Annotated in this window: 16 protein-coding genes; 1 reads left to right on the forward strand and 15 read right to left on the reverse strand. The window is 46.3% G+C overall.

The annotated features are described in order from the left end of the window. The first annotated feature begins 226 nt into the window (after positions 1-226). Positions 227-2,098 (forward strand): mechanosensitive ion channel family protein, encoded by a 1,872-nt coding sequence (locus L6472_RS08615; RefSeq protein ID WP_370640838.1) that lies wholly within the window; start codon positions 227-229, stop codon positions 2,096-2,098. A 2-nt stretch (positions 2,099-2,100) separates the two neighbouring features. On the opposite strand, the gene L6472_RS08620 is transcribed toward L6472_RS08615, so the two are convergent. The 15 genes from L6472_RS08620 to L6472_RS08690 all read right to left on the reverse strand — a co-directional run bounded on the left by L6472_RS08620 (position 2,101) and on the right by L6472_RS08690 (position 21,330). Continuing rightward, positions 2,101-2,757, reverse strand: a complete 657-nt coding sequence (locus L6472_RS08620; RefSeq protein ID WP_237804185.1) for a tetratricopeptide repeat protein — start codon at positions 2,755-2,757, stop codon at positions 2,101-2,103. Continuing rightward, on the reverse strand, positions 2,727-3,788 hold the full coding sequence (gene leuB, locus L6472_RS08625) for a 3-isopropylmalate dehydrogenase (protein ID WP_237804186.1): 1,062 nt from the start codon (positions 3,786-3,788) through the stop codon (positions 2,727-2,729). The genes L6472_RS08620 and leuB overlap by 31 nt, the downstream gene beginning before the upstream one ends. A gap of 65 nt (positions 3,789-3,853) precedes the next feature. After that, a complete protein-coding gene (locus tag L6472_RS08630) occupies positions 3,854-5,419 on the reverse strand; it encodes an alpha-isopropylmalate synthase regulatory domain-containing protein (protein ID WP_237804188.1) in 1,566 nt (521 codons plus the stop codon). Next, positions 5,398-5,988, reverse strand: a complete 591-nt coding sequence (gene leuD, locus L6472_RS08635) for a 3-isopropylmalate dehydratase small subunit (RefSeq protein ID WP_237804190.1) — start codon at positions 5,986-5,988, stop codon at positions 5,398-5,400. Before leuD ends, L6472_RS08630 begins: the two co-directional genes overlap by 22 nt. Continuing rightward, entirely contained in the window at positions 5,985-7,361 is a 1,377-nt protein-coding gene (leuC, locus tag L6472_RS08640; protein ID WP_237804192.1) for a 3-isopropylmalate dehydratase large subunit, read from the reverse strand. The genes leuD and leuC overlap by 4 nt, the downstream gene beginning before the upstream one ends. Beyond that, entirely contained in the window at positions 7,358-8,860 is a 1,503-nt protein-coding gene (locus L6472_RS08645) for a 2-isopropylmalate synthase (RefSeq protein ID WP_237804194.1), read from the reverse strand. The genes leuC and L6472_RS08645 overlap by 4 nt, the downstream gene beginning before the upstream one ends. 121 nt (positions 8,861-8,981) lie before the next feature. Beyond that, positions 8,982-12,209, reverse strand: coding sequence for a carbamoyl-phosphate synthase (glutamine-hydrolyzing) large subunit (gene carB / locus L6472_RS08650; RefSeq protein WP_237804196.1), 3,228 nt, complete (start codon positions 12,207-12,209; stop codon positions 8,982-8,984). Continuing rightward, positions 12,206-13,279: a glutamine-hydrolyzing carbamoyl-phosphate synthase small subunit gene (carA, locus tag L6472_RS08655; protein ID WP_237804198.1), complete on the reverse strand. Its 1,074-nt coding sequence runs from the start codon at positions 13,277-13,279 to the stop codon at positions 12,206-12,208. Before carA ends, carB begins: the two co-directional genes overlap by 4 nt. 53 nt (positions 13,280-13,332) lie before the next feature. Beyond that, positions 13,333-15,177, reverse strand: coding sequence for a glutamine--fructose-6-phosphate transaminase (isomerizing) (glmS, locus tag L6472_RS08660; protein WP_237804200.1), 1,845 nt, complete (start codon positions 15,175-15,177; stop codon positions 13,333-13,335). A gap of 74 nt (positions 15,178-15,251) precedes the next feature. Further along, positions 15,252-16,052, reverse strand: a complete 801-nt coding sequence (locus tag L6472_RS08665; RefSeq protein WP_237804203.1) for a polysaccharide biosynthesis/export family protein — start codon at positions 16,050-16,052, stop codon at positions 15,252-15,254. Positions 16,053-16,318: 266 nt separating this feature from the next. Continuing rightward, on the reverse strand, positions 16,319-17,728 hold the full coding sequence (gene uxaC, locus L6472_RS08670) for a glucuronate isomerase (protein ID WP_237804205.1): 1,410 nt from the start codon (positions 17,726-17,728) through the stop codon (positions 16,319-16,321). A gap of 40 nt (positions 17,729-17,768) precedes the next feature. Then, positions 17,769-18,590, reverse strand: a complete 822-nt coding sequence (gene panB / locus L6472_RS08675) for a 3-methyl-2-oxobutanoate hydroxymethyltransferase (RefSeq protein ID WP_237804207.1) — start codon at positions 18,588-18,590, stop codon at positions 17,769-17,771. A 13-nt stretch (positions 18,591-18,603) separates the two neighbouring features. Continuing rightward, positions 18,604-19,254, reverse strand: a complete 651-nt coding sequence (locus L6472_RS08680; protein WP_237804209.1) for an HAD family phosphatase — start codon at positions 19,252-19,254, stop codon at positions 18,604-18,606. A 70-nt stretch (positions 19,255-19,324) separates the two neighbouring features. Beyond that, entirely contained in the window at positions 19,325-19,888 is a 564-nt protein-coding gene (locus L6472_RS08685) for a manganese efflux pump MntP family protein (protein WP_237808005.1), read from the reverse strand. Between the two features lie 2 nt (positions 19,889-19,890). Next, complete coding sequence (locus tag L6472_RS08690; RefSeq protein WP_237804211.1) at positions 19,891-21,330, reverse strand: NADH-quinone oxidoreductase subunit N; 1,440 nt, start codon at positions 21,328-21,330, stop codon at positions 19,891-19,893. Between the last annotated feature and the right edge of the window lie 7 nt (positions 21,331-21,337).

Genomic DNA, 21,337 nt, shown 5'->3' on the forward strand with positions numbered 1-21,337 from the left:
TGTTTTTGATTTAACCTACGCTTGTCATGAAGCTACAGAACAGTATTTAGAGTTTCAGCGTCAACAATTACCCTTTGAATCATTTCTTAAGAACTCAGAAGCTGAAGTTGCCAAATATGACAGTTTGATTACAAGTCTTAAGACAATGCATGTTGGGTTCCTCAGCCAAAAAGCGAAAACAGATCGTACTGTTTGCTTAACACTGGCGACCAACATCAAAAATACCATGATAGAAAACAGAAACCAAGTTGCAGACTATATTACCTTCTATGAAATGACCGAAAAACGCCTTGGTTACCTGAACGATTATGCCAACAAACGTTATAACGATATTCAGACCAGCATATTCAAGAATGGAGGCGACAGCTACTTCATTGTACTGAAGAACATTGGCAGCAAAATCACTGAAACAAAAGAAGTTGTAACGAGCAAATACCAGAATGAGGATTCTAAATCCGACTGGGGAGGCGCTGTTATCTTGCGTTTATTTGTTGTCATAGCCTTTTACATCATCATTGCAGTTCTTCTTAATCTGGCAGTATTTAAATTCATCATGCCAAAACGTTTCCACACGCAAGAGTTTCTAAAGAAGAAGACCAGCATCATCATGGCAACAACGACTGTTACGTTTGCAGCAATCATGGGATTGCTTCACGCAACACTTGATCAATATTTCTATATCATGGCTAGTAGTTTGCTGATTGAATATGCTTGGCTATTAGGCGTTATTTTGATTTCACTGTTGTTGCGAGTTAATGGCGCTCAAATTAAAAGTGCCTTCTCAATATATGCCCCATTGATTGTTATAGGATTCCTTGTTATCACATTCAGAATCATCTTGATTCCCAACAATCTAGTTAACATTGTATTCCCCCCTATCTTATTACTTTGTACCATCTGGCAATGGTTGGTTATTAAGCGACACAACCAGAACGTACCACGTTCAGACATGTTCTACACCTATCTTTCTCTTAGCATTTTTATCTGCTCCTTGGGATGTGCATGGATGGGCTACACCCTACTTGCAGTACAAATACTAATATGGTGGATCATGCAGCTGACATGTATATTAACCATCACATGTGTCAGCCAATACTTGAAAATCTACGGTATCAAGCATGGACTGGAAGACAAACCTATCAGCAAGACATGGTTCTATAAATTTATATATAAGGTGGTACTACCCATCATGGGTGTCATCTCTGTGATGCTTTCTATTTATTGGGCTGCGGATATTTTTAACCTCAGCGATCTGTGTTGGCAGTTATTCAGAAGGAACTTTATTGATCTAAAAAACTTCAAAATCAGTATTCTCAAACTATGCATGGTGGTTAATCTTTGGTTTGTATTCTCATATGCAACCAGTACCATTCTCTCGTTTATGAGACTTCACTACCAGACCCAAGACCCATCAACAGCAGCTAGTCGCGAGGTAATGGGCCGAAACGTCATTCAAGTATTTGTATGGGGTATTTGGCTAATGATTTCGCTTTCGATATTAAACATCAGCGTAACGTGGCTACTTGCCATTTCTGGAGGTCTGTCTACCGGTATCGGTTTTGCATCTAAGGATATCATTGAGAATATCTACTATGGTGCCTCGCTGATGGCAGGAAGAATCAAAGTTGGTGACCTGATAGAAGTAGATGGAACGATGGGTAAAGTTACGTCTATCAGCTACACCTCTACCATTATAGAGGCCATCTCTGGCGAGGTTATCACATTCCAGAACAGCCAATTGTTTGCGAAAAACTACAAGAACATGACAAGAAATCATGGTTACGTGTTAGCTGTTATCCCATTTGGTGTTGCCTACGGTTCTGACATAAAGAAAGTATCAGAACTGATAGAAGATGCTGCCAACAACCTTAATCTGGAATTCACCGATCCTGCAAGAAAAGCAACGACAGCCATGGTCGGACTTGGAGACTCCAGTGTTGACATGAAACTGATAGTATGGGCAGAAGCTGTCAAGAAAGCCTTTGTGGTCAGTGAGATGACCAAGTGTATCTATAATACCCTTAACGAGAACGGTATTGAAATACCTTTCCCGCAAAGAGATATTACGATACGTAATGCTAAAGAACTAAAAGGTTAACGTTATTCCAATGCCCTGATGCGTCGCATGAGGGCATTGGCTTCTTTTTGTCTCTTAAGAATAAGAAGAACGTCAACCTTCGACATTAGATAATCCATATTCTCGGGCTGACGCAAAATAGCCTCATCCCAGTCAAAAAGAGCCAACTCGTATTGCTTCAGCTCTACTTCATAGCCGGCCCGAGCAGCGTATGCTATAGCTGAATCTGGAAACATTTGAACCAACTGGTTAAATTCATCCATAGCTTCGACCTTTTGTCCCATGTTACGCTTGACAATCGCCAACCCCAACTGCGCCTCAAAATGCCGAGGAACGACAGCCAGGCAAGCCTCATAATCCTGTCTGGCCAATTCATAGCGTCGTTCATGATTATGCACATAAGCACGATAGTATAGCGCAGAGAGATTTTTGGGATCAAGTTCGAGAATCCGGCTATACTCGTCGGTGGCATAGTTCCACTGCCCTAACTCGATGTTAACGGCTGCCTTACGCAATCTCAGATCGACAGACTTCGGTACTTGACGAATCTTCTCGTTAAGCACAGAAAGAGAATCTCGCCACTCTTGCTCAGTCTGAGCAAAGGTGACGAAAGGAACTAACGACAAGGTCAGCGCAAAAGAGCCCGTGACTATGCCTTTCTTATATAATTTACAATCCATTGTCCTACCTCTTTGGTTCCGTACTTTGGTGCTCCTTCCACCTGAATCTCAGGTGTGCGGATATGAGCATCGAGAGAAGCATTCACAGCCTCACGGATCAGTTTTCCTTCTTGCGACAAGCCAAAGTGCTCTAACAACATTGCTGCTGAAAGTATCTGTGCCACAGGATTGGCAAGATTCTGACCTGCAGCCTGTGGCCATGAGCCATGAACAGGTTCAAACAGTGGTGTGTGCTCACCCAATGAAGACGAAGGCTGCAAGCCCATAGATCCAGTAATACATGAGGTCTCATCGGTTAAAATATCGCCAAAAGTGTTTTCTGTTACAATCACATCAAAGAAGCGAGGCTCTGTCAAAACACGCATAGAAGCGTTGTCTATAAACATATAATCAGTTTCGACTTCTGGATACTGGGGGGCTATCTCTTTAGCAATTTGACGCCACAAGCGACTTGAAGCCAACACGTTTGCCTTATCAACAACAGTGAGATGCTTTCTGCGCTGAAGTGCCATCTCGAATGCAAGTTTCAGAATACGTTCTATCTCTGGACGAGTATAAATATCTGTATCATAAGCCTTATCGTTGTCCTGGTATTTCTCGCCGAAATACATTCCACCAGTCAGCTCACGAAGTACGACAAAGTCGGCCCCCTTCAGGAGTTCATCTTTCAGAGGTGACTTATGCAGTAAGCAGTCGAAAGTTGCCACAGGGCGAACATTGGCAAAGAGTCCTAATTTCTTGCGCATGGCAAGAAGACCTGTCTCAGGACGCACCTTTGCCGTTGGATTGTTATCATACTTTAAATCTCCGACGGCAGCAAATAGTACTGCATCAGCTTGCATACAAACCTCGTGTGTAGCTTCGGGGTACGGCTCGCCAACGGCATCAATGGCACAAGCCCCGACAAGAGCTTCTTGATATTCGAACTCATGACCATACTTTTCTGCGATTGCATCAAGCACAGCCACACCTTGCGTCATTATTTCTGGTCCTATGCCATCACCAGGAAGAACAGCTATCTTTAGTTTCATACTCTAATTCTATTGATAAAGTTATTGTTTACTCTCTGAATTATTGCTCTTTACGCATCGTAAAGCTATTGTTTACTCTCCACAATATTCAGCATTTTAATCGTAGCCTTGATAGCAGCCTCCGTCTGGTCTGCATCAAGTCCTCGCGTACGTATCAGCTTACCATCACCCATCTGCCATGTAATAACCGTTTGTACCAACGCATCAGTTCGTCCGCCAGGAGGGATGGTTACGGCATAATTCTCAAGAAGGGGGAATGTACGGTCCAAATACTCCTTGTAGATCTTACGTATTGCTTTCACAAAGGCGTCATATTGACCATCACCGGAAGAGTGTCCCTCGTACTGATTACCATTAATCTCTATCTTTACATTTGCCAAAGGTTTTAAGCCATAAGCCAAAGACACCTGATAGCTGACTAACTTCACGCGCTCTTCAGCCACATCATGTTTCAGCACATCGCTGACAATGAATGGCAGATCCTCTTGTGTGACGACCTCTTTCCTATCTCCCAGTTCAGTAATTCGCTTTGTCACTCGTTGGGTTTGCTCTGCCGTCAGCTCCAGTCCCAACTCTCGGAGATTACGTGTAATGTTTGCTTTGCCACTGGTTTTCCCCATAGCATATTCTCGTTTCCGACCAAATCGCTCGGGCACCAGCTCATTATGATAGAGTCCGCCTTTATTATCACCATCGGCATGAACACCCGCCACCTGAGTAAACACATTGTCTCCGATAATCGGTTGATTAGGTGCAATACTAATGCCACTATAGCTTTCAACCAAACGGCTGATGTCGTTCAGCTTACTTTCGTTGATGCTGGTCTTAGCATTAAACTGGTCTTTCAGAATGACTTGAACACTAGACAATGGAGCATTGCCACATCGTTCGCCAAGACCATTCACTGTGACGTGCAGACCTCGTGCACCACTCAATGCGGCTGCCAATGAGTTGCTGACAGCCAAGTCATAGTCATTATGTGCGTGGAAATCAAAATGCGTATCAGGATAGCGCTTCAGCATCTTTCTGAAATACTCTATCACTTGCAGAGGATTCATTATTCCAAGTGTATCCGGAAGCATAAATCGGCGTATCGGATAGTCCACCAACTCGTCCATCATCTGATAGACATAATCGGGTGAGTCTTTCATACCACTCGACCAATCCTCAAGATATAGATTCACCGCGATGCCATTACGGTCAGCATAATCCAACACAGCTTTAATATCGCTCAGATGTTCTTCTGGCGTCTTCTGCAGTTGTTCTCTACAGTGCTTTAGCGAACCTTTGGCTAAAAGATTAAGCACACATGCACCCGCATCTTTCACCCAGTCAACAGACACCTTGCCATCCACGAAACCAAGTACCTCTACACTGTCCAAGCGCTCTATCTGACGGGCGTAGCGACATATCATCTTGACAGCCTCTTTCTCGCCATCGGAGACTCGTGCCGATGCCACCTCAATACGATCAACATTTAAGTCACGAAGCAACATACGCGCAATCATCAGCTTTTCGTGAGGAAGAAAAGACACTCCACTCGTCTGTTCTCCATCACGAAGCGTGGAATCCATAATTTCTATATATGGACGGAAGTTGTGCATATCCTTCACATGTTCTGCTTTTCCCATATCTCTATTTTTTCTTTGTTCTGCAAGAGATAGTCAATATCATCCAATCCATTCATCAAGCAATGCTTCTTATAACCGTTGATTTCGAAATATTCACTTTTTCCAGTAGCCTTGTTTGTAACTAACTGGTTAGGCAAATCGACCTCAACTTCCATTTTAGGATTCTCATTGATGCTTTGGAAGAGTTCAGCAAGGAATGCTTCCGACACAACTACAGGAAGAACAAAATTGTTCAGTTCGTTGTTCTTATGTATGTCGGCAAAGAAACTACTGATAACCACCCGGAATCCATATCCCGCAATAGCCCATGCTGCATGTTCTCGACTAGAACCAGAACCGAAGTTCTTGCCTGCCACCAAAATGCAACCACTATACGTCGGATCATTTAACACGAAATCCTGAATGGGATTATTATCCTTATCGTAACGCCAGTCACGGAAAAGATTTTCGCCAAATCCAGCCTTGTCTGTAGCTTTCAAGAATCTGGCAGGGATAATCTGATCGGTATCCACATTCTCAAGAGGAAGTGGAACACAAGTAGATGTTATAACGCTGAATTTCTGCTTCATAATAATGTACGTGGATCGGTTATTACTCCAGTAACTGCGGCTGCTGCTGCAACCAATGGTGAACAAAGAATAGTCCTTGCACCTGGGCCTTGGCGACCTTCAAAGTTACGATTACTTGTTGAAAGGCTGTACTTTCCAGCAGGAATCTTATCATCATTCATGGCCAGACAAGCCGAACATCCCGGCTGACGAATATCAAAGCCCGCCTCCGACAGAACTCTATCAAGACCCTCTTCTCGAATCTGTTTGTCCACCGCCCATGAACCGGGAACCAGCCACGCAATAATATGATTACACTTCTTACGTCCTTTTACAATAGAAGCAAATGCTCTGAAATCTTCTATACGTCCGTTGGTGCAGGCTCCAAGAAAGACATAGTCAACCTTTTTACCTAATAATCTTTCACCGGGCCTGAAACCCATATAATCCAAGGCTTTATGAAAGTTCACCTCACCATCAGCAGGTATAGAGGAAGTAATACCTATTCCCATACCCGGATTTGTGCCATAAGTAATGCGTGGTTCTATATCGGCGGCATCAAAAACCAGCTCTTTGTCATAGACGGCATCATCGTCGCTTTTCAACGTCTTCCAATAGGCCACAGCCTCGTCCCAGGCTTTGCCCTTGGGCGCGAACTCCCTACCTTTTATATAATTAAACGTCGTCTCATCTGGAGCAATGAATCCACCTCGTGCACCCATCTCTATAGACAGGTTGCACAGGGTGAGACGTCCCTCCATAGTCATATCCTTGACCACAGGTCCGGCATATTCTACAAAGTAGCCCGTAGCACCACTTGTGCTGATCTCAGACATCAAATAAAGTGCGACGTCCTTCGGCGTTACGCCTTTGCCCAAACGACCATTGATGGTGATACGCATAGACTTCGGCTTCTGCTGCAGAATGCACTGTGAAGCCATCACCATCTCAACCTCAGAAGTGCCTATACCAAAGGCAACGGCTCCCATTGCTCCATGTGTTGAGGTGTGAGAATCTCCACATACGATAGTCATTCCTGGCAAAGAAAGGCCCTTCTCGGGTCCTACCACATGTATAATGCCGTTGTCTTTAGACATCATGCCATAGTGTGTGAGTCCAAACTCCTTGGCATTATGGGCCAGCGTATCTACCTGCTTCCGCGACACAGAATCCTCTATGGGCTTATCCTGATCGTGAGTGGGCGTGTTGTGGTCTGGCATACAATAGATACGCTCGGGCCGAAAGCACTTCAATCCCCTACTCCTCAATCCATCAAAAGCTTGAGGCGAGGTCACCTCATGACAATATAGTCGGTCGATATATAGCTGGGTGGGACCGTCTTCAACTTTCTGAACGACATGCCGATCCCATATTTTGTCAAATAACGTATTCATTCGCTCTTCTTAAATTTATTGATACAGTCAATATATGCCTCAACAGAAGCTGTGACAATATCGGTATTGGCACCAAATCCATAGTACAACTGCCCTTCATACTCCACTTGCATATGTACTTTTCCGACATCATCAGAGCCCTTGGATATGGCTTGAATAGTAAACTCTTTCAGCGTCATCTGCTTCATCACTATACGTTTCAGCGCCTTGATAGCAGCATCCACAGGACCATTACCTGACGAAGCTGCCTCAAACTTCTGACCACTGATGTCTAGGCCAATAGACGCCACACTCTTTACACCCTTGCCGGTAGTGACCTGCAAGAAGTCGAGCTTGACAGCATGCTGATCTGCCGTGTCTGCACCAGCAAGCATCAGCACGTCAGCATCAGTAACCTCCTTCTTTTGATCGGCCAGCTGCAGGAACTTCTCATAGACCTTATCGAGCTTCTCTTCCGAGAGTTCCACTCCGTTCACATGAAGTCTATGCTTCAAAGCAGCTCGTCCAGAACGTGCAGTAAGCACGATGCTGTTATCATCGATTCCTACGTCCTTCGGATCAATAATCTCGTAGGTCTGCACGTTCTTCAAAACGCCGTCCTGGTGGATACCGCTGCTGTGTGCAAAGGCATTGCGTCCTACGATGGCCTTGTTGGGTTGAACAGGCATATTCATAAGACTGGATACCAAACGTGATGTTGGGAATATTTTTTGTGTATTTATGTTGGTGTCAATGTTAATGCCCTTATGGCACTTAAGTATCATGGCGATTTCCTCCAAAGAGGTATTGCCAGCACGCTCGCCAATACCGTTGATAGTGACCTCTACCTGACGCGCACCATTGAGCACACCACTCAGGGTATTGGCCGTAGCCATCCCCAAATCGTTATGACAATGTGTAGAAATGATAGCCTTGTCAATGCCATCCACATGCTCCATCAGGTATTTGATCTTGGCGCCAAACTCTTCAGGCAGGCAATAGCCCGTAGTATCAGGGATATTAACCACTGTAGCCCCTGCCTTAATAACTGCTTCGACAACACGTGCCAAATACTCATTGTCCGTTCTACCAGCATCTTCGGCATAGAACTCTACGTCCTCCACATACCGCTTAGCATATGTAACAGCAGCCACTGCACGCTCTATAATCTCTTCACGCGTGGAGTTGAATTTATATTTAATATGACAGTCACTCGTACCGATGCCCGTATGTATTCGCTTATGTTTGGCAAACTTCAGAGCATCGGCAGCTACATCAATATCTTTTTTTACTGCTCTGGTCAGTGCACAAATAGTAGGCCAGGTGACTGCCTTTGAAATCTCAATGACTGAGTTGAAGTCACCTGGCGAACTAATAGGGAATCCTGCTTCAATTACATCTACTCCTAATTGTTCAAGAGCTTTAGCTACCTGGATTTTCTCAATTGTATTCAACTGACAACCAGGAACTTGCTCTCCATCACGGAGCGTTGTATCGAATATAAACAATCTGTCGCTCATACCTTTTTACCTTAAAATCTTACTCTCGTTATCTCTTTAGAGTTGCAAAATTATAGCTTTTTTACCAAACAAACAAATAATTCGTAAGATTTTTAGGCATTTTAGTAACGATTTAACAGTTTTATTTGTATTCGCTCCAAGCTTTGATACCAATTTTATCTACAGGTACTGTACAGAAAGCAGAGATAAATGCTGCAGCAAGACGAGCATTGGTAATCAGTGGCACATTCAGGTCGATAGCGGTACGACGAATCTTATAGCCATTAGTCAACTCGTGGCTGGTCAGATCTTTCGGAATATTGACCACCATATCTATCTTGTGCTCATGCAGCAGGTCGAGGGCCTGAGGCTGAGCTACATCCGATGGCCAATGTACCAAGGTGTTTGCGATGCCATTGTCCGAAAGGTACTTTGAGGTACCATCTGTGGCATATATTTCATAGCCATTGTTGACAAGCATTCTGGCAGCATCGAGCATCTCAGCCTTTTGCTTAGCACCACCTGTAGAAAGTAGTACGGTCTTCTTAGGTATGCGATGCCCGACAGAGAGCATTGCTTTCAGAAGCGCCGTGTTGGTATTGTCACCGATACATCCGACTTCACCCGTAGAAGCCATATCTACACCGAGTACGGGGTCGGCCTTCTGCAGACGGTTAAACGAGAACTGGCTCGCTTTGATACCAACGTAATCAAGATCAAACAGGTTCTTCGATGGTTTCTCAACAGGCAAGCCGAGCATGACCTTTGTGGCCAATTCGATGAAATTCATCTTTAGAACCTTAGACACAAATGGGAAACTGCGGCTGGCACGCAGGTTACACTCGATGACCAAGATGTCGTTCTCACGTGCCATATACTGAATGTTGAACGGACCATTGATGTGCAGTGCCTTAGCAATCTGACGCGAGATGCGCTTAATGCGACGCACCGTCTCCACATATAGTTTCTGCGGTGGGAACTGAATGGTGGCGTCACCACTATGCACACCGGCAAATTCAATATGTTCACTAATGGCGTAAGCCAGTATCTCACCATCCTTCGCTACTGCATCCATCTCGATTTCTTTGGCATGCTCGATGAACTTTGACACTACCACGGGGTGATCCTCAGACACGTTGGCAGCCAACTGCAAGAAGCGTTCAAGTTCGTCGCGATTTGAACATACGTTCATAGCTGCGCCACTCAACACATACGATGGTCGCACTAACACCGGGAACCCTACCCTGTCCACAAAGCGGTCAATGTCTTCCATAGAAGTCAAAGCGCTCCACTCTGGCTGGTTGACACCCAATTCGTTCAACATCTGCGAGAACTTAGCGCGGTCCTCGGCTCCATCGATGTCCTGTGCCTGCGTACCGAGAATACGTACCCCAGCCTCGTCCAGATATACAGCGAGATTGTTTGGAATCTGACCACCGGTTGATACGATGACGCCATAAGGTTGCTCCATATCTATGATATCAAGCACACGCTCGAACGTGAGCTCATCGAAGTAAAGACGATCGCACATGTCATAGTCAGTAGATACTGTTTCCGGGTTGTAATTGATCATCACCGAACGCCATCCCTCTTTGCGAATGGTGTTCAGTGCCTGAACGCCACACCAGTCGAACTCAACGGAAGAGCCGATGCGATAAGCACCCGAACCGAGCACAATGATGCTCTTTCTATCGTTCTCGTACTGAATATCGCTGGTAACACCTGAGTAGGTCACATAGAGATAGTTGGTCTGTGCAGGATATTCTGCTGCCAACGTGTCGATTTGCTTGACGACAGGCACAATACCCAGTTGCTTACGACGGTTACGAACCACCATCAACGCTTTGTGCATGTTGGGGAACTCCTGTTCCAGTCCCATGGCGCGTGCTATCTGGAAGTCGGTAAAGCCATAGACCTTAGCGCTCCGAAGCAGTTCTTCGTCTATGGTATTAATATTCTGATTCTTCAGTTGTTCGTCAATGTCAATGATATGCTTCAGCTTCTCAAGGAACCACTTATCAATCTTGGTCAGCTCATGAATACGATCGATGGTGTATTCTGGCTGATGCATGGCTTTAGAGATCACGAAGATGCGCTTGTCTGTTGGTTCGCGTAGCGCAGCATCAATATCGCTAATCTTCAGTTCTTTGTTCTCTACGAATCCATGCATGCCCTGACCTATCATGCGAAGTCCTTTCTGGATGGCCTCTTCAAAATTGCGACCGATGGCCATCACCTCGCCTACAGACTTCATGGAAGAGCCGAGTTCCTTGTCCACACCGTGGAACTTAGACAGGTCCCAACGAGGAATCTTGCAGACGACATAGTCGAGCGCAGGCTCGAAGAAAGCCGATGTGGTCTTTGTCACCGAGTTCTTCAACTCAAACAGGCCATAGCCCATACCCAACTTGGCAGCAACGAATGCTAAAGGATAGCCGGTGGCCTTAGATGCCAATGCTGAAGAACGGCTCAGGCGAGCATTAACCTCAATGACACGATAATCCTCTGACTGTGGGTCAAAAGCATACTGCACATTACACTCTCCAACGATACCTATATGGCGTATGATTTTGATGGCAAGCGCACGCAGCTTGTGATACTCAGAGTTGGTAAGCGTTTGAGAGGGAGCGATGACGATAGACTCACCTGTGTGAATGCCCAGAGGGTCAAAGTTCTCCATGTTGCATACCGTGATACAGTTGTCATAACGGTCGCGCACCACCTCATACTCAATCTCCTTCCATCCTTTCAGAGATTTCTCTACCAACACCTGTGGCGAGAAGGCGAAGGCTTTCTCTGCCAGTTTGTCCAATTCCTCCTCGTTATCGCAGAAACCAGAACCAAGTCCGCCAAGAGCATAGGCTGCACGGAGGATAACCGGATAGCCCAGGGCCTTAGCTGCCTGACGAGCGCTTTCAATATCCGAACATGCTTCACTCTTAATGGTCTTCACACCAATCTCATCAAGTTTCTTCACGAAGAGCTCACGGTCCTCGGTATCCATGATGGCCTGCACAGGGGTGCCCAGCACCTTGACATTATATTTCTCCAGGACACCACTTTGATATAGCTCCACACCACAGTTCAGAGCTGTCTGTCCGCCAAAGGCCAACAAAATGCCATCGGGACGTTCTTTCTCTATCACGCGCTCTACGAAATAAGGCTGAACAGGCAGGAAGTACACCTCATCAGCTACGCCTTCAGATGTTTGTACGGTAGCAATATTGGGATTTATCAGCACGGTCTTAATACCTTCTTCACGAAGTGCCTTCAAGGCCTGCGAACCACTGTAATCGAACTCTCCGGCTTCGCCGATTTTCAATGCGCCGCTACCGAGCAGCAGAACTTTCTTTATTTGGTTGTCTTTCATAATGTCTCAATAAAACGATCAAACATAAATTCGGTATCAACAGGACCTGAACAGGCCTCGGGGTGGAACTGTGACGAGAACCAAGGGTTAGTCATATGACGGATTCCCTCGTTGCTGCCATCGTTCATGTTCACAAATAGTTCACGCCAGTCGTTGCCCAGTGTACTGGCATCAACGGCATAGCCATGATTCTGCGATGTGACATAACAACGGTTAGTTCCTACCTCGCGCACGGGTTGATTATGGGAACGATGACCATACTTCAACTTATAGATGGTGGCGCCTCCTGCTTTGGCCAACAATTGATTACCCATGCATATACCACAGATTGGTTTGCGGCTTTCTGACATTTGCTTCTTCAGGACATTGACAGCATCCACACACATGTCTGGATCACCAGGACCATTAGCCAGAAACAAGCCGTCGAACTCCATATTGGTATAGTCGTAGTTCCATGGCACTCGGATGAACTCAACGCCACGATTTATCAAGCAACGGATAATGTTGTGTTTCACGCCGCAGTCCACCAAGACTACTTTCTTGCCAGCACCCTCGTTGTAGCGAATCATGTCTTTACACGACACGCGCTCAACCCAGTTGACTGTGGCATAGTCTTCAGTTTCTACTGCATCGGGCATTCCGTCAAAAACCAGACGTCCCATCATAACACCATGTTCTCGTAGCACCTTGGTAAGTGCACGTGTATCAATGCCGGTGACACCTGGCACCTTCTCACGTTTCAGCCAGTCGCCCAGCGACTCGCAGGCATTCCAATGTGAGTACTGCTCAGAATAGTCACTCACGATGAGTGCAGTGGCATAGATACGATCACTCTCCATAAAAGTGGCCAGACCACTCTTCTCTATGCTGAAACGGGGCACACCATAGTTGCCCACCAGCGGAAAAGTGAGCACCATCATCTGACCGGCATAACTGGGATCTGTCAATGATTCCGGATAACCCATCATTGCAGTGTTAAACACTACCTCACCTGCTACAGGCGATTCGTAACCGAACGACTTTCCTTTAAATTGCGTCCCGTCGTCAAGGACTAGTGTAACGTCTTTCATCCTGATATTCCAAAATAAAGGCGAGTCATTAAAAACGACACGCCTTATAATTATTATTCAACAGTAACTGATTTCGCCAAATTTCTCGGCTGATCAACATTTTTACCTTTACATACGGCAACATGATAGGCCAACAACTGAAGTGGCACCGTAGCTACCAACGGTTCTAAGCATTCCAGCACGTCGGGAAGTTCAATGACTTCATCGGCAATCTTTGAGATTGTATCATCTCCGCTCGACACAAGCGCAATCACACGCCCCTGACGGGCTTTTATCTCCTGAATGTTTGACAACACCTTTTCGTACATTGCATTGTGTGTGGCAATGACAACGACGGGCATATCGGAGTCTATCAGGGCGATTGGCCCATGTTTCATCTCAGCCGCAGGATAGCCTTCGGCATGGATATAAGATATCTCTTTCAGTTTCAAAGCGCCCTCAAGAGCTACAGGGTATGAATAGCCTCGACCTAAATACAGGAAATTATGGGCGTAGGTGAATGTGCGGGCCAAATCGGCTACCTTGTCGTTGGTTTTCAGAACCTCACGTATTTTTTCGGGTATCTCGCTCAGTCCTTTGACTATTTCCAGATATTCCTTACGGCAAATCGTTCCTTTGGCCTCACCCATGGCAAGTGCCATCATGGTGAGCACGGTGACCTGCCCTGTAAAGGCTTTTGTTGAAGCGACACCAATCTCTGGACCTACATGGATATAGGTACCTGTGTCGGTGGCGCGCGGTATCGACGAACCGATGGCATTGCAGACACCATAGATGAAGGCGCCCTTCTCCTTTGCCAACTGTACGGCAGCCAGTGTGTCGGCTGTCTCGCCACTCTGCGAGATGGCTATGACGACATCGTCCTTGCCAACCACAGGATTTCGGTATCTAAACTCAGAAGCATACTCTACTTCTACAGGAATACGGCAAAGGTTTTCGATGATTTGCTTGCCAATGAGGCCTGCATGCCAACTGGTGCCGCAGGCAACAATGACAACGCGTTTTGCACTGAGAAGCTGGCGTCGATAGTCAATCAGTGCAGAAAGTGTCACGTGCGTGCCTTCGACATTAATACGTCCACGCATGCAGTTTGTCAGACAATCGGGTTGCTCAAAGATTTCCTTCAGCATGAAGTGTGGAAAACCGCCCTTCTCAATCTGTCCGAGATCGAGATCGACCTTCTTCACATTCAGTTCTTGCTCTTCACCAAGAATACTGACCACATGCAAGTCTTCGCCACGACGTATAACCGCTATATTACCGTCTTCAAGATAGACAACCTTTTGAGTGTATTCGACAATAGGACTGGCATCTGAGCCCAAGAAGAACTCGTCTTCACCAATACCGACGACTAGCGGACTTTGTTTGCGTGCAGCAATTATCTGATTGGGGGTGTTCTTATCAAGCACAGCAATAGCATATGCACCGATGACCTGGTAGAGTGACACCTGGACAGCAGTGAGCAAATCTAACTTCTTGTGCTCTTTGACATACTCAATCAACTGTACCAGAACCTCGGTGTCAGTATCGGATACAAAGGTGACGCCCTTCGAAATGAGCTTTGCCTTCAGTTCTGCATAGTTCTCGATGATGCCATTGTGAATGATGGCCAGATTGTGGCTCTCGGAATAATGTGGATGGGCATTGACTGAAGAGGGCTCGCCATGCGTAGCCCAACGTGTGTGGGCAATGCCGACTGTGCCACTCACATTTTTATCAACACAATATTCGCAAAGATTATCGACCTTTCCTTTTGACTTATAAACATTAAGTTCGCCATTGTCGGTAATCATTGCCACGCCTGCAGAGTCATAACCACGATACTCTAAGCGACGCAACCCCTTAATAAGTATAGGGTATGCCTCGCGTTTTCCCAGATATCCTACGATTCCACACATAATGTTCCTTCTTTCGTTTTATGTTTGTGTTATGTAAAAAGAGATTGAGAAGTGAATCTCAATCTCTCATTTATTTATTTCTTAAGAATGTTATACAACAACGAAGTCAACGAGATGAGTATAGACGTTGCTGAGAACCAAAGGCTTGTCATGCTACCAACGCTTGAGTTCTGCGCCTTCACCTTGTTAGGAGTCACGTACACCACATCGTTCTGCTGAAGATAGAAGTACGGTGAGTTGATGATGTTGGCATCGGTCAGGTCGAAGGTATGGATAGACTTCTGACCTGTAGAGTCTTCACGTATCAGTTGCACGTTCTTACGCTGACCATAGATAGTCAGGTCGCCAGCCTGTGCAAGAGCTTCCAATATCGTGATTTTTTCGCGCGACACAATGAATGTTCCAGGACGTGCCACTTCACCGAGCACAGAGATTTGATAGCCCGTCATACGTACTGTCACGATTGGATTGACTGATGAATTGACATAGGGCTTAATCTTTTCTGCAATCATACGCTCAGTCTCCGACTTGGTCAGACCGCCTACATGCAATTGACCAACGATAGGAAAATTGATATTTCCTTCATTATCCACCAGATAGGTCTGCAGCATGGCCTGTGAATAGGAAGATCGCTGGCCTACTGTATATGGCGTAGGGATTGTCATATTGAATGCGACGACAGCCTCATCATCTATGGCACTGACAGTGATGCTCAGCTGATCCTTAGGCATGATGCGTGCGTCATACAGATATTGCGAAGAGGATAAATCCACATTCTGAGAATTCTGAAAATAGGGAACATCCTTCTGACTACCACAACCGACAACAAAGAGCGCTGTCATCACAAGGAGAAGAATTTTCTTAGATACTAGCATAACACCATTTTCTATATAATAATTTCAGTCTGCAAAGATAGCAAAAAGTTAGGAGTATAATACTATAAGATTAGGGAATTCTAAAAGTAGTTAACACTTTTTAAGCTTATTCGTATGTTTCCATCAATGAAAGAAAGGGGGATTACTTTTTCTAAAGCATAGGAATACAGACAGTAAAGCATAGGTTTGCTGGGAGTAAAGCACAGGTTTGCCGTAACCAAAGTGGCCGTTTAGTTACGGCAAACCATTAGAGAGGTGCTGGCTACTTAGTAGAACTTGAAGTAGCGACGAGCATTGTTATAGGAGATGTCCTCTACCATGCGTGCCAGTGTTTCGCGATCATCGGGTAGCAGACCGCGTTCTACATCGCTGCCCAACAGGTTGCACAAGATGCGACGGAAGTACTCGTGACGGGGATAGCTGAGGAACGAACGTGAGTCGGTGAGCATGCCCACAAAGCGACTCAACAGACCTAAAACGGAAAGAGCGTTCATCTGGCGCACCATGCCGTCCATTTGGTCGTTGAACCACCAGCCAGAACCGAATTGTATCTTTCCGGGTTCGCCGCCTTGGAAATTGCCAAGCATAGTGGCTATGACCTCATTGGCACAGGGGTTCAATGTATATAATATGGTACGCGTGAGCTTATCCTCCATATTCAACTTGTTCAGGAACTTAGACATCGCACGCGCAGTGTTGAACTCGCCGATAGAATCGAAGCCCGTGTCAGGACCAAGACTGTTATACATCTTCGTATTGTTATCGCGAATGGCGCCATAGTGGAACTGCTGGGTCCAGTCGGCGTCAGCATCCATCTCGGCCATGCGCGTCAGGAAACAATTCTTATACTGACGGACTTCGTACTCGGACAATTGCTGACCACGCAGAGCTTTCTCAAAAATGGTCTCAATCTGTGAGTCGGTGTACTCCTCGTCATAGAACTCCTCTATGCCATGATCGCTCAGTTTGCATCCCTGAGCAGCAAAGAAGTCGTGGCGTTTCTGAAGGGCATCGACCATATCTGCAAATGTTGAGATGTTGACATCGGCCACCTGTCCCAACTGTTCTACATACTTAGCGAACTCGGGCTTTTCGATATTCATAGCCTTATCAGGACGCCATGCCGGTATCATCAAGGGGTCTTTCTCTTTGCGCACCTTGGCATACTCGATGTGGTTATGAAGGTCATCAACAGGGTCGTCTGTCGTGCACACACACTCTACATTGTAGTGGCGCATCAATCCGCGTGCAGTGAAGTTGGGATCGTTTTGGAGTTTGTCGTTGCACTCTTCGAAGATTTCGCGTGCGGTCTTGGGCGACAGCAGTTTCTCGATACCGAAAGCGGTCTTCAGCTCGAGGTGTGTCCAGTGGTAGAGGGGATTGCGAAACGTATAGGGTACGGTCTCGGCCCACTTCTCAAACTTCTCCCAGTCGGTGGTGTCCTTGCCCGTGCAATAGCGTTCATCGACGCCGTTGGTACGCATGGCACGCCACTTATAGTGGTCGCCGCCGAGCCACAATTCGGTGATGCTTTTAAACTTATGGTCCTTAGCCACCATCTCGGGTATCAAATGACAGTGATAGTCAATGATAGGCATCTTGGCAGCGTGGTTGTGATAGAGATCCTGAGCCACCTCATTCTCCAGCACAAAGTCTTTGTCATTGAATTGTTTCATAACGTTAGATAGTTTTTTAGTTTTGCATATTATGTTTGTCTTAATAGGATTCCTTTTCGTTGGGGAAGTCGCCACTCTTCACATCAGTGACATACTGACCAATGGCATCGGTCATCACCTCATGAAGATTGGCATAGCGGCGCAAGAAACGGGGCGAGAAGCCTTGTGTCATTCCCAACATATCGGCTACCACGAGTATCTGGCCATCGCAGCCATTGCCTGCTCCAATACCGATAGTGGGCACGCAGATCTCGTCGGTTACTTGCTTTGCCAGAGCTGCTGGTACCTTTTCGAGTGTCACACCGAAACAGCCCACTTCTGCCAAAGCCTTAGCATCAGAGATGAGTTTTTCGGCCTCGCGTTCTTCCTTAGCACGAACAGCATAGGTGCCAAACTTATTGATACTTTGTGGCGTCAGTCCTAAATGGGCCATCACGGGGATACCAGCATCAAGAATAGCCTTGACGGTGTCGAGAATTTCTACACCACCTTCCATCTTCACAGCATCGCATCCGCTCTCCTTCATGATGCGAATAGCATTGGTAACACCATCGTGTACACCGGTCTGATAGCTACCGAAAGGCATGTCGCAAACCACAAGGGCACGCTTTACAGCATTCACCACCGAACGTGCGTGATAGATCATCTGATCGACCGTCATAGGCAGCGTGGTAGAGTTGCCCACCATCACATTAGAAGCCGAATCGCCAATCAGAATACCGTCAATACCTGCCCTATCTACAATGCCTGCTGTTGTAAAGTCATACGACGTAAGCATCGAAATCTTTTCACCTTTCTGTTTCATTTCGATGAAGCGGTGAGTCGTCACCTTGCGTTCATCTGATACTAAGTATCCTGCCATCTTTCTATAATAATTAAGCGTTAATTAGTTGAATAAGACTATCGTATGACAGTCCTTTATAATTGGCTATCTGTATGTCAGATAGCGATCTGATTGATTCTTTTGAATTGGTCGTTGTCAGACCTACCACATACATCTCTGCTGCACGACCTGACTTGAGCCCGTTGAAGCTATCTTCAAAGACGACACACTCAGAGGGCGTCAGACCGAAACGGGCAGCTCCCTTCAAGTAACAGTCGGGCGAAGGTTTGCTCTCATCGAAATCCTCGCTGGTGAGTATAGCGTCAAAGAGCGACTGAAACTCCGTTCTGGCTCGAAAAACACTTTGCATCTTGGGCTGATTAGAGCTGGTCACCACAGCTGTCTTTACACCATGGGCACGCAAGTCGGTCACGAAACGCTCGAAGTCCTCTACATACTCAAAAGCCATCTGTGCCTCGAAATCGTTGAGGCGCTGAGTGATCACAGCGCGTTCCTGCGCCAGTTCCCCACTCCACCAACGGTCATATATCTGTTCCAGCGTTTGACCTTTTATCTCATGTTCCAATCCAGGATGCTCGGGATGGTACAGACGACACTGAACACCCCAAAACACGGTGTACTGTTTCTCGGTGTCAAAAACGACACCGTCGAGGTCAAACAGAGCTGCTTTCAATGTTTTCATCTTGAATAATAACTTTTATCGCCTGCAAAATTACAAATAATTAGCGAGATAAAAGCCATATTTGGGAAGATTAACTCAACAACACCTTTACGCCGATAGCTATAAGGATGATACCACCTAACAGTTCGGGACGAATATAACGGTTGGCTAAGTTGCCAAAACGCAAGCCCAACAAATGGCCTACCACGCCAAAAAAGAAAGAGCCAAAGCCTATCCATACTAATGGCTCTGCCAATGACGATAGGCTCGTATAGCCCGTTACGGCCAACGAGATGCCTACAGCAAAAGCATCAATACTGGTGGCCACGGCCAGTAGTAACTGGGTGCGAAACTTGCGGGGATTGAACGTCTGATGCTCTTCGGGCAAAAACGATTCACGAACCATCTTTCCTCCAAGGAAGGCCAATAGGCCAAAGGAAAGCCAATGCCCGAAGCTTTCAACGTATTGGGTAAAATGGCCCATCGACAACCAACCGACAAGTGGCATCATGGCTTGGAAGATGCCAAAGAGGAAACTGAGCTGGAGAATCACACGCCACGATTTGACGCGAAGAATAAAGCCGCTTGCGATGGATACCGTAAAGCAGTCCATCGCAAGCGCTATTGAAAGTAATATAATATCTAATAAACTCATCATTACAAAGCTACAGCAGCCTTGTCAATCCACTCGTAGATGCACGAACATACACCAAACAGCAGAATGCCAACCGTGCAGATGGCTAAACTCCAATTGATGGCTGCACCATTCTTAAAGGCAGGCAGTGGCTCGTCGGTCTTTGTGATATACATAGCCTTCACAATCAGCAGGTAGTAGTAGAGCGACACGACCGTATTGATCAGGGCAATAAACACCACGAAGTATGGCCAGAAGGGGGCATTCTCGTGGCCACCGACAGCTGCCATGAAGACAAAGAACTTCGAGAACATACCGGCAAAAGGAGGAATGCCAGCCAATGAGAACAGGGCCAGTGTCATCAGCAGCGACAACTTGGGATTAGTAGCATACAGTCCGTTGTATGCAGCCATATCCGTACGGCCGCCATTGTTCTCCTCTACAGCACTGATAACGGTGAACACAGCCATGTTTGCTGCCACATATACCAACACGTAGAAAGTCAGGGCGGTCAGGCTCTGTGCAGAGTTTCCAATCACTGCCAACATGATATAACCTGCCTGAGAGATAGACGAGAACGCCATGAAGCGCTTCAGCTCGGTCTGACGGATAGCAAACAGGTTACCCACCGTGATGGTCAGCATGATAACGATCCATAGCAGGGGTTCCCAATACTCAACCAAACGTCCAAACACATGCATCAAAATGATAGCAAGCGTCAGCGTGGCAGCACCCTTCGACACGACACTCAGATAGCCCGTGACAGGGGTGGGAGCTCCTTCGTAGGTGTCTGCTGTCCAAAAGTGGAAAGGAACAAGTGAGATCTTGAAGCCCAAGCCACTGAAGAAGAACACCATGCCCATAATAGAAAGTGGTGTCAACTCGATGGCGTTGGCCATGTCGTCGAAATACAAAGTGCCCACCGCACCATAGAGGAACGAGATACCATAAAGCATCACACCGCTCGAGAAGGTAGCTGTGAGGATATACTTTGCTGCTGCCTCGGCTGATTTCTTCTTATAACGGTCGAAGGCAACCAAACATGCCATAGGCACTGAGGCCATCTCCAGACCAAGGAAGAACAGCAGGAAATGGCCTGCAGACATCATCATATACATGCCCAAGAGCGTTGAAAGCACCAACATATAGAACTCTCCTGAGAGTTTTGTGTTGGAAGCCATCCACTTCTGCGACATGACAACCACAATGAAGGTACCCAGCGTCAGGATGGTCTTCATGACATTGACAATAGGAGAAGACACATACATGCCACCGAAAGCCGTAGCAGGCTCTGACAGGAAGCAAGGTACCAGCTGGCATAACAACAACGCACCGGTCAGAACACCAAGTACAAACGTCTTGCGCTCGCTCTTATGCAGTGCAAAGTCGGCAAAGAATACCAGTACCAAGGCCAGCATCAGCGTGGCCTCTGGAATCATATTTAAGAATTGCGAATAGTTCATCTTTACT

This window comes from Prevotella sp. E13-17 (genome assembly GCF_022024035.1).
Taxonomy (GTDB): domain Bacteria; phylum Bacteroidota; class Bacteroidia; order Bacteroidales; family Bacteroidaceae; genus Prevotella.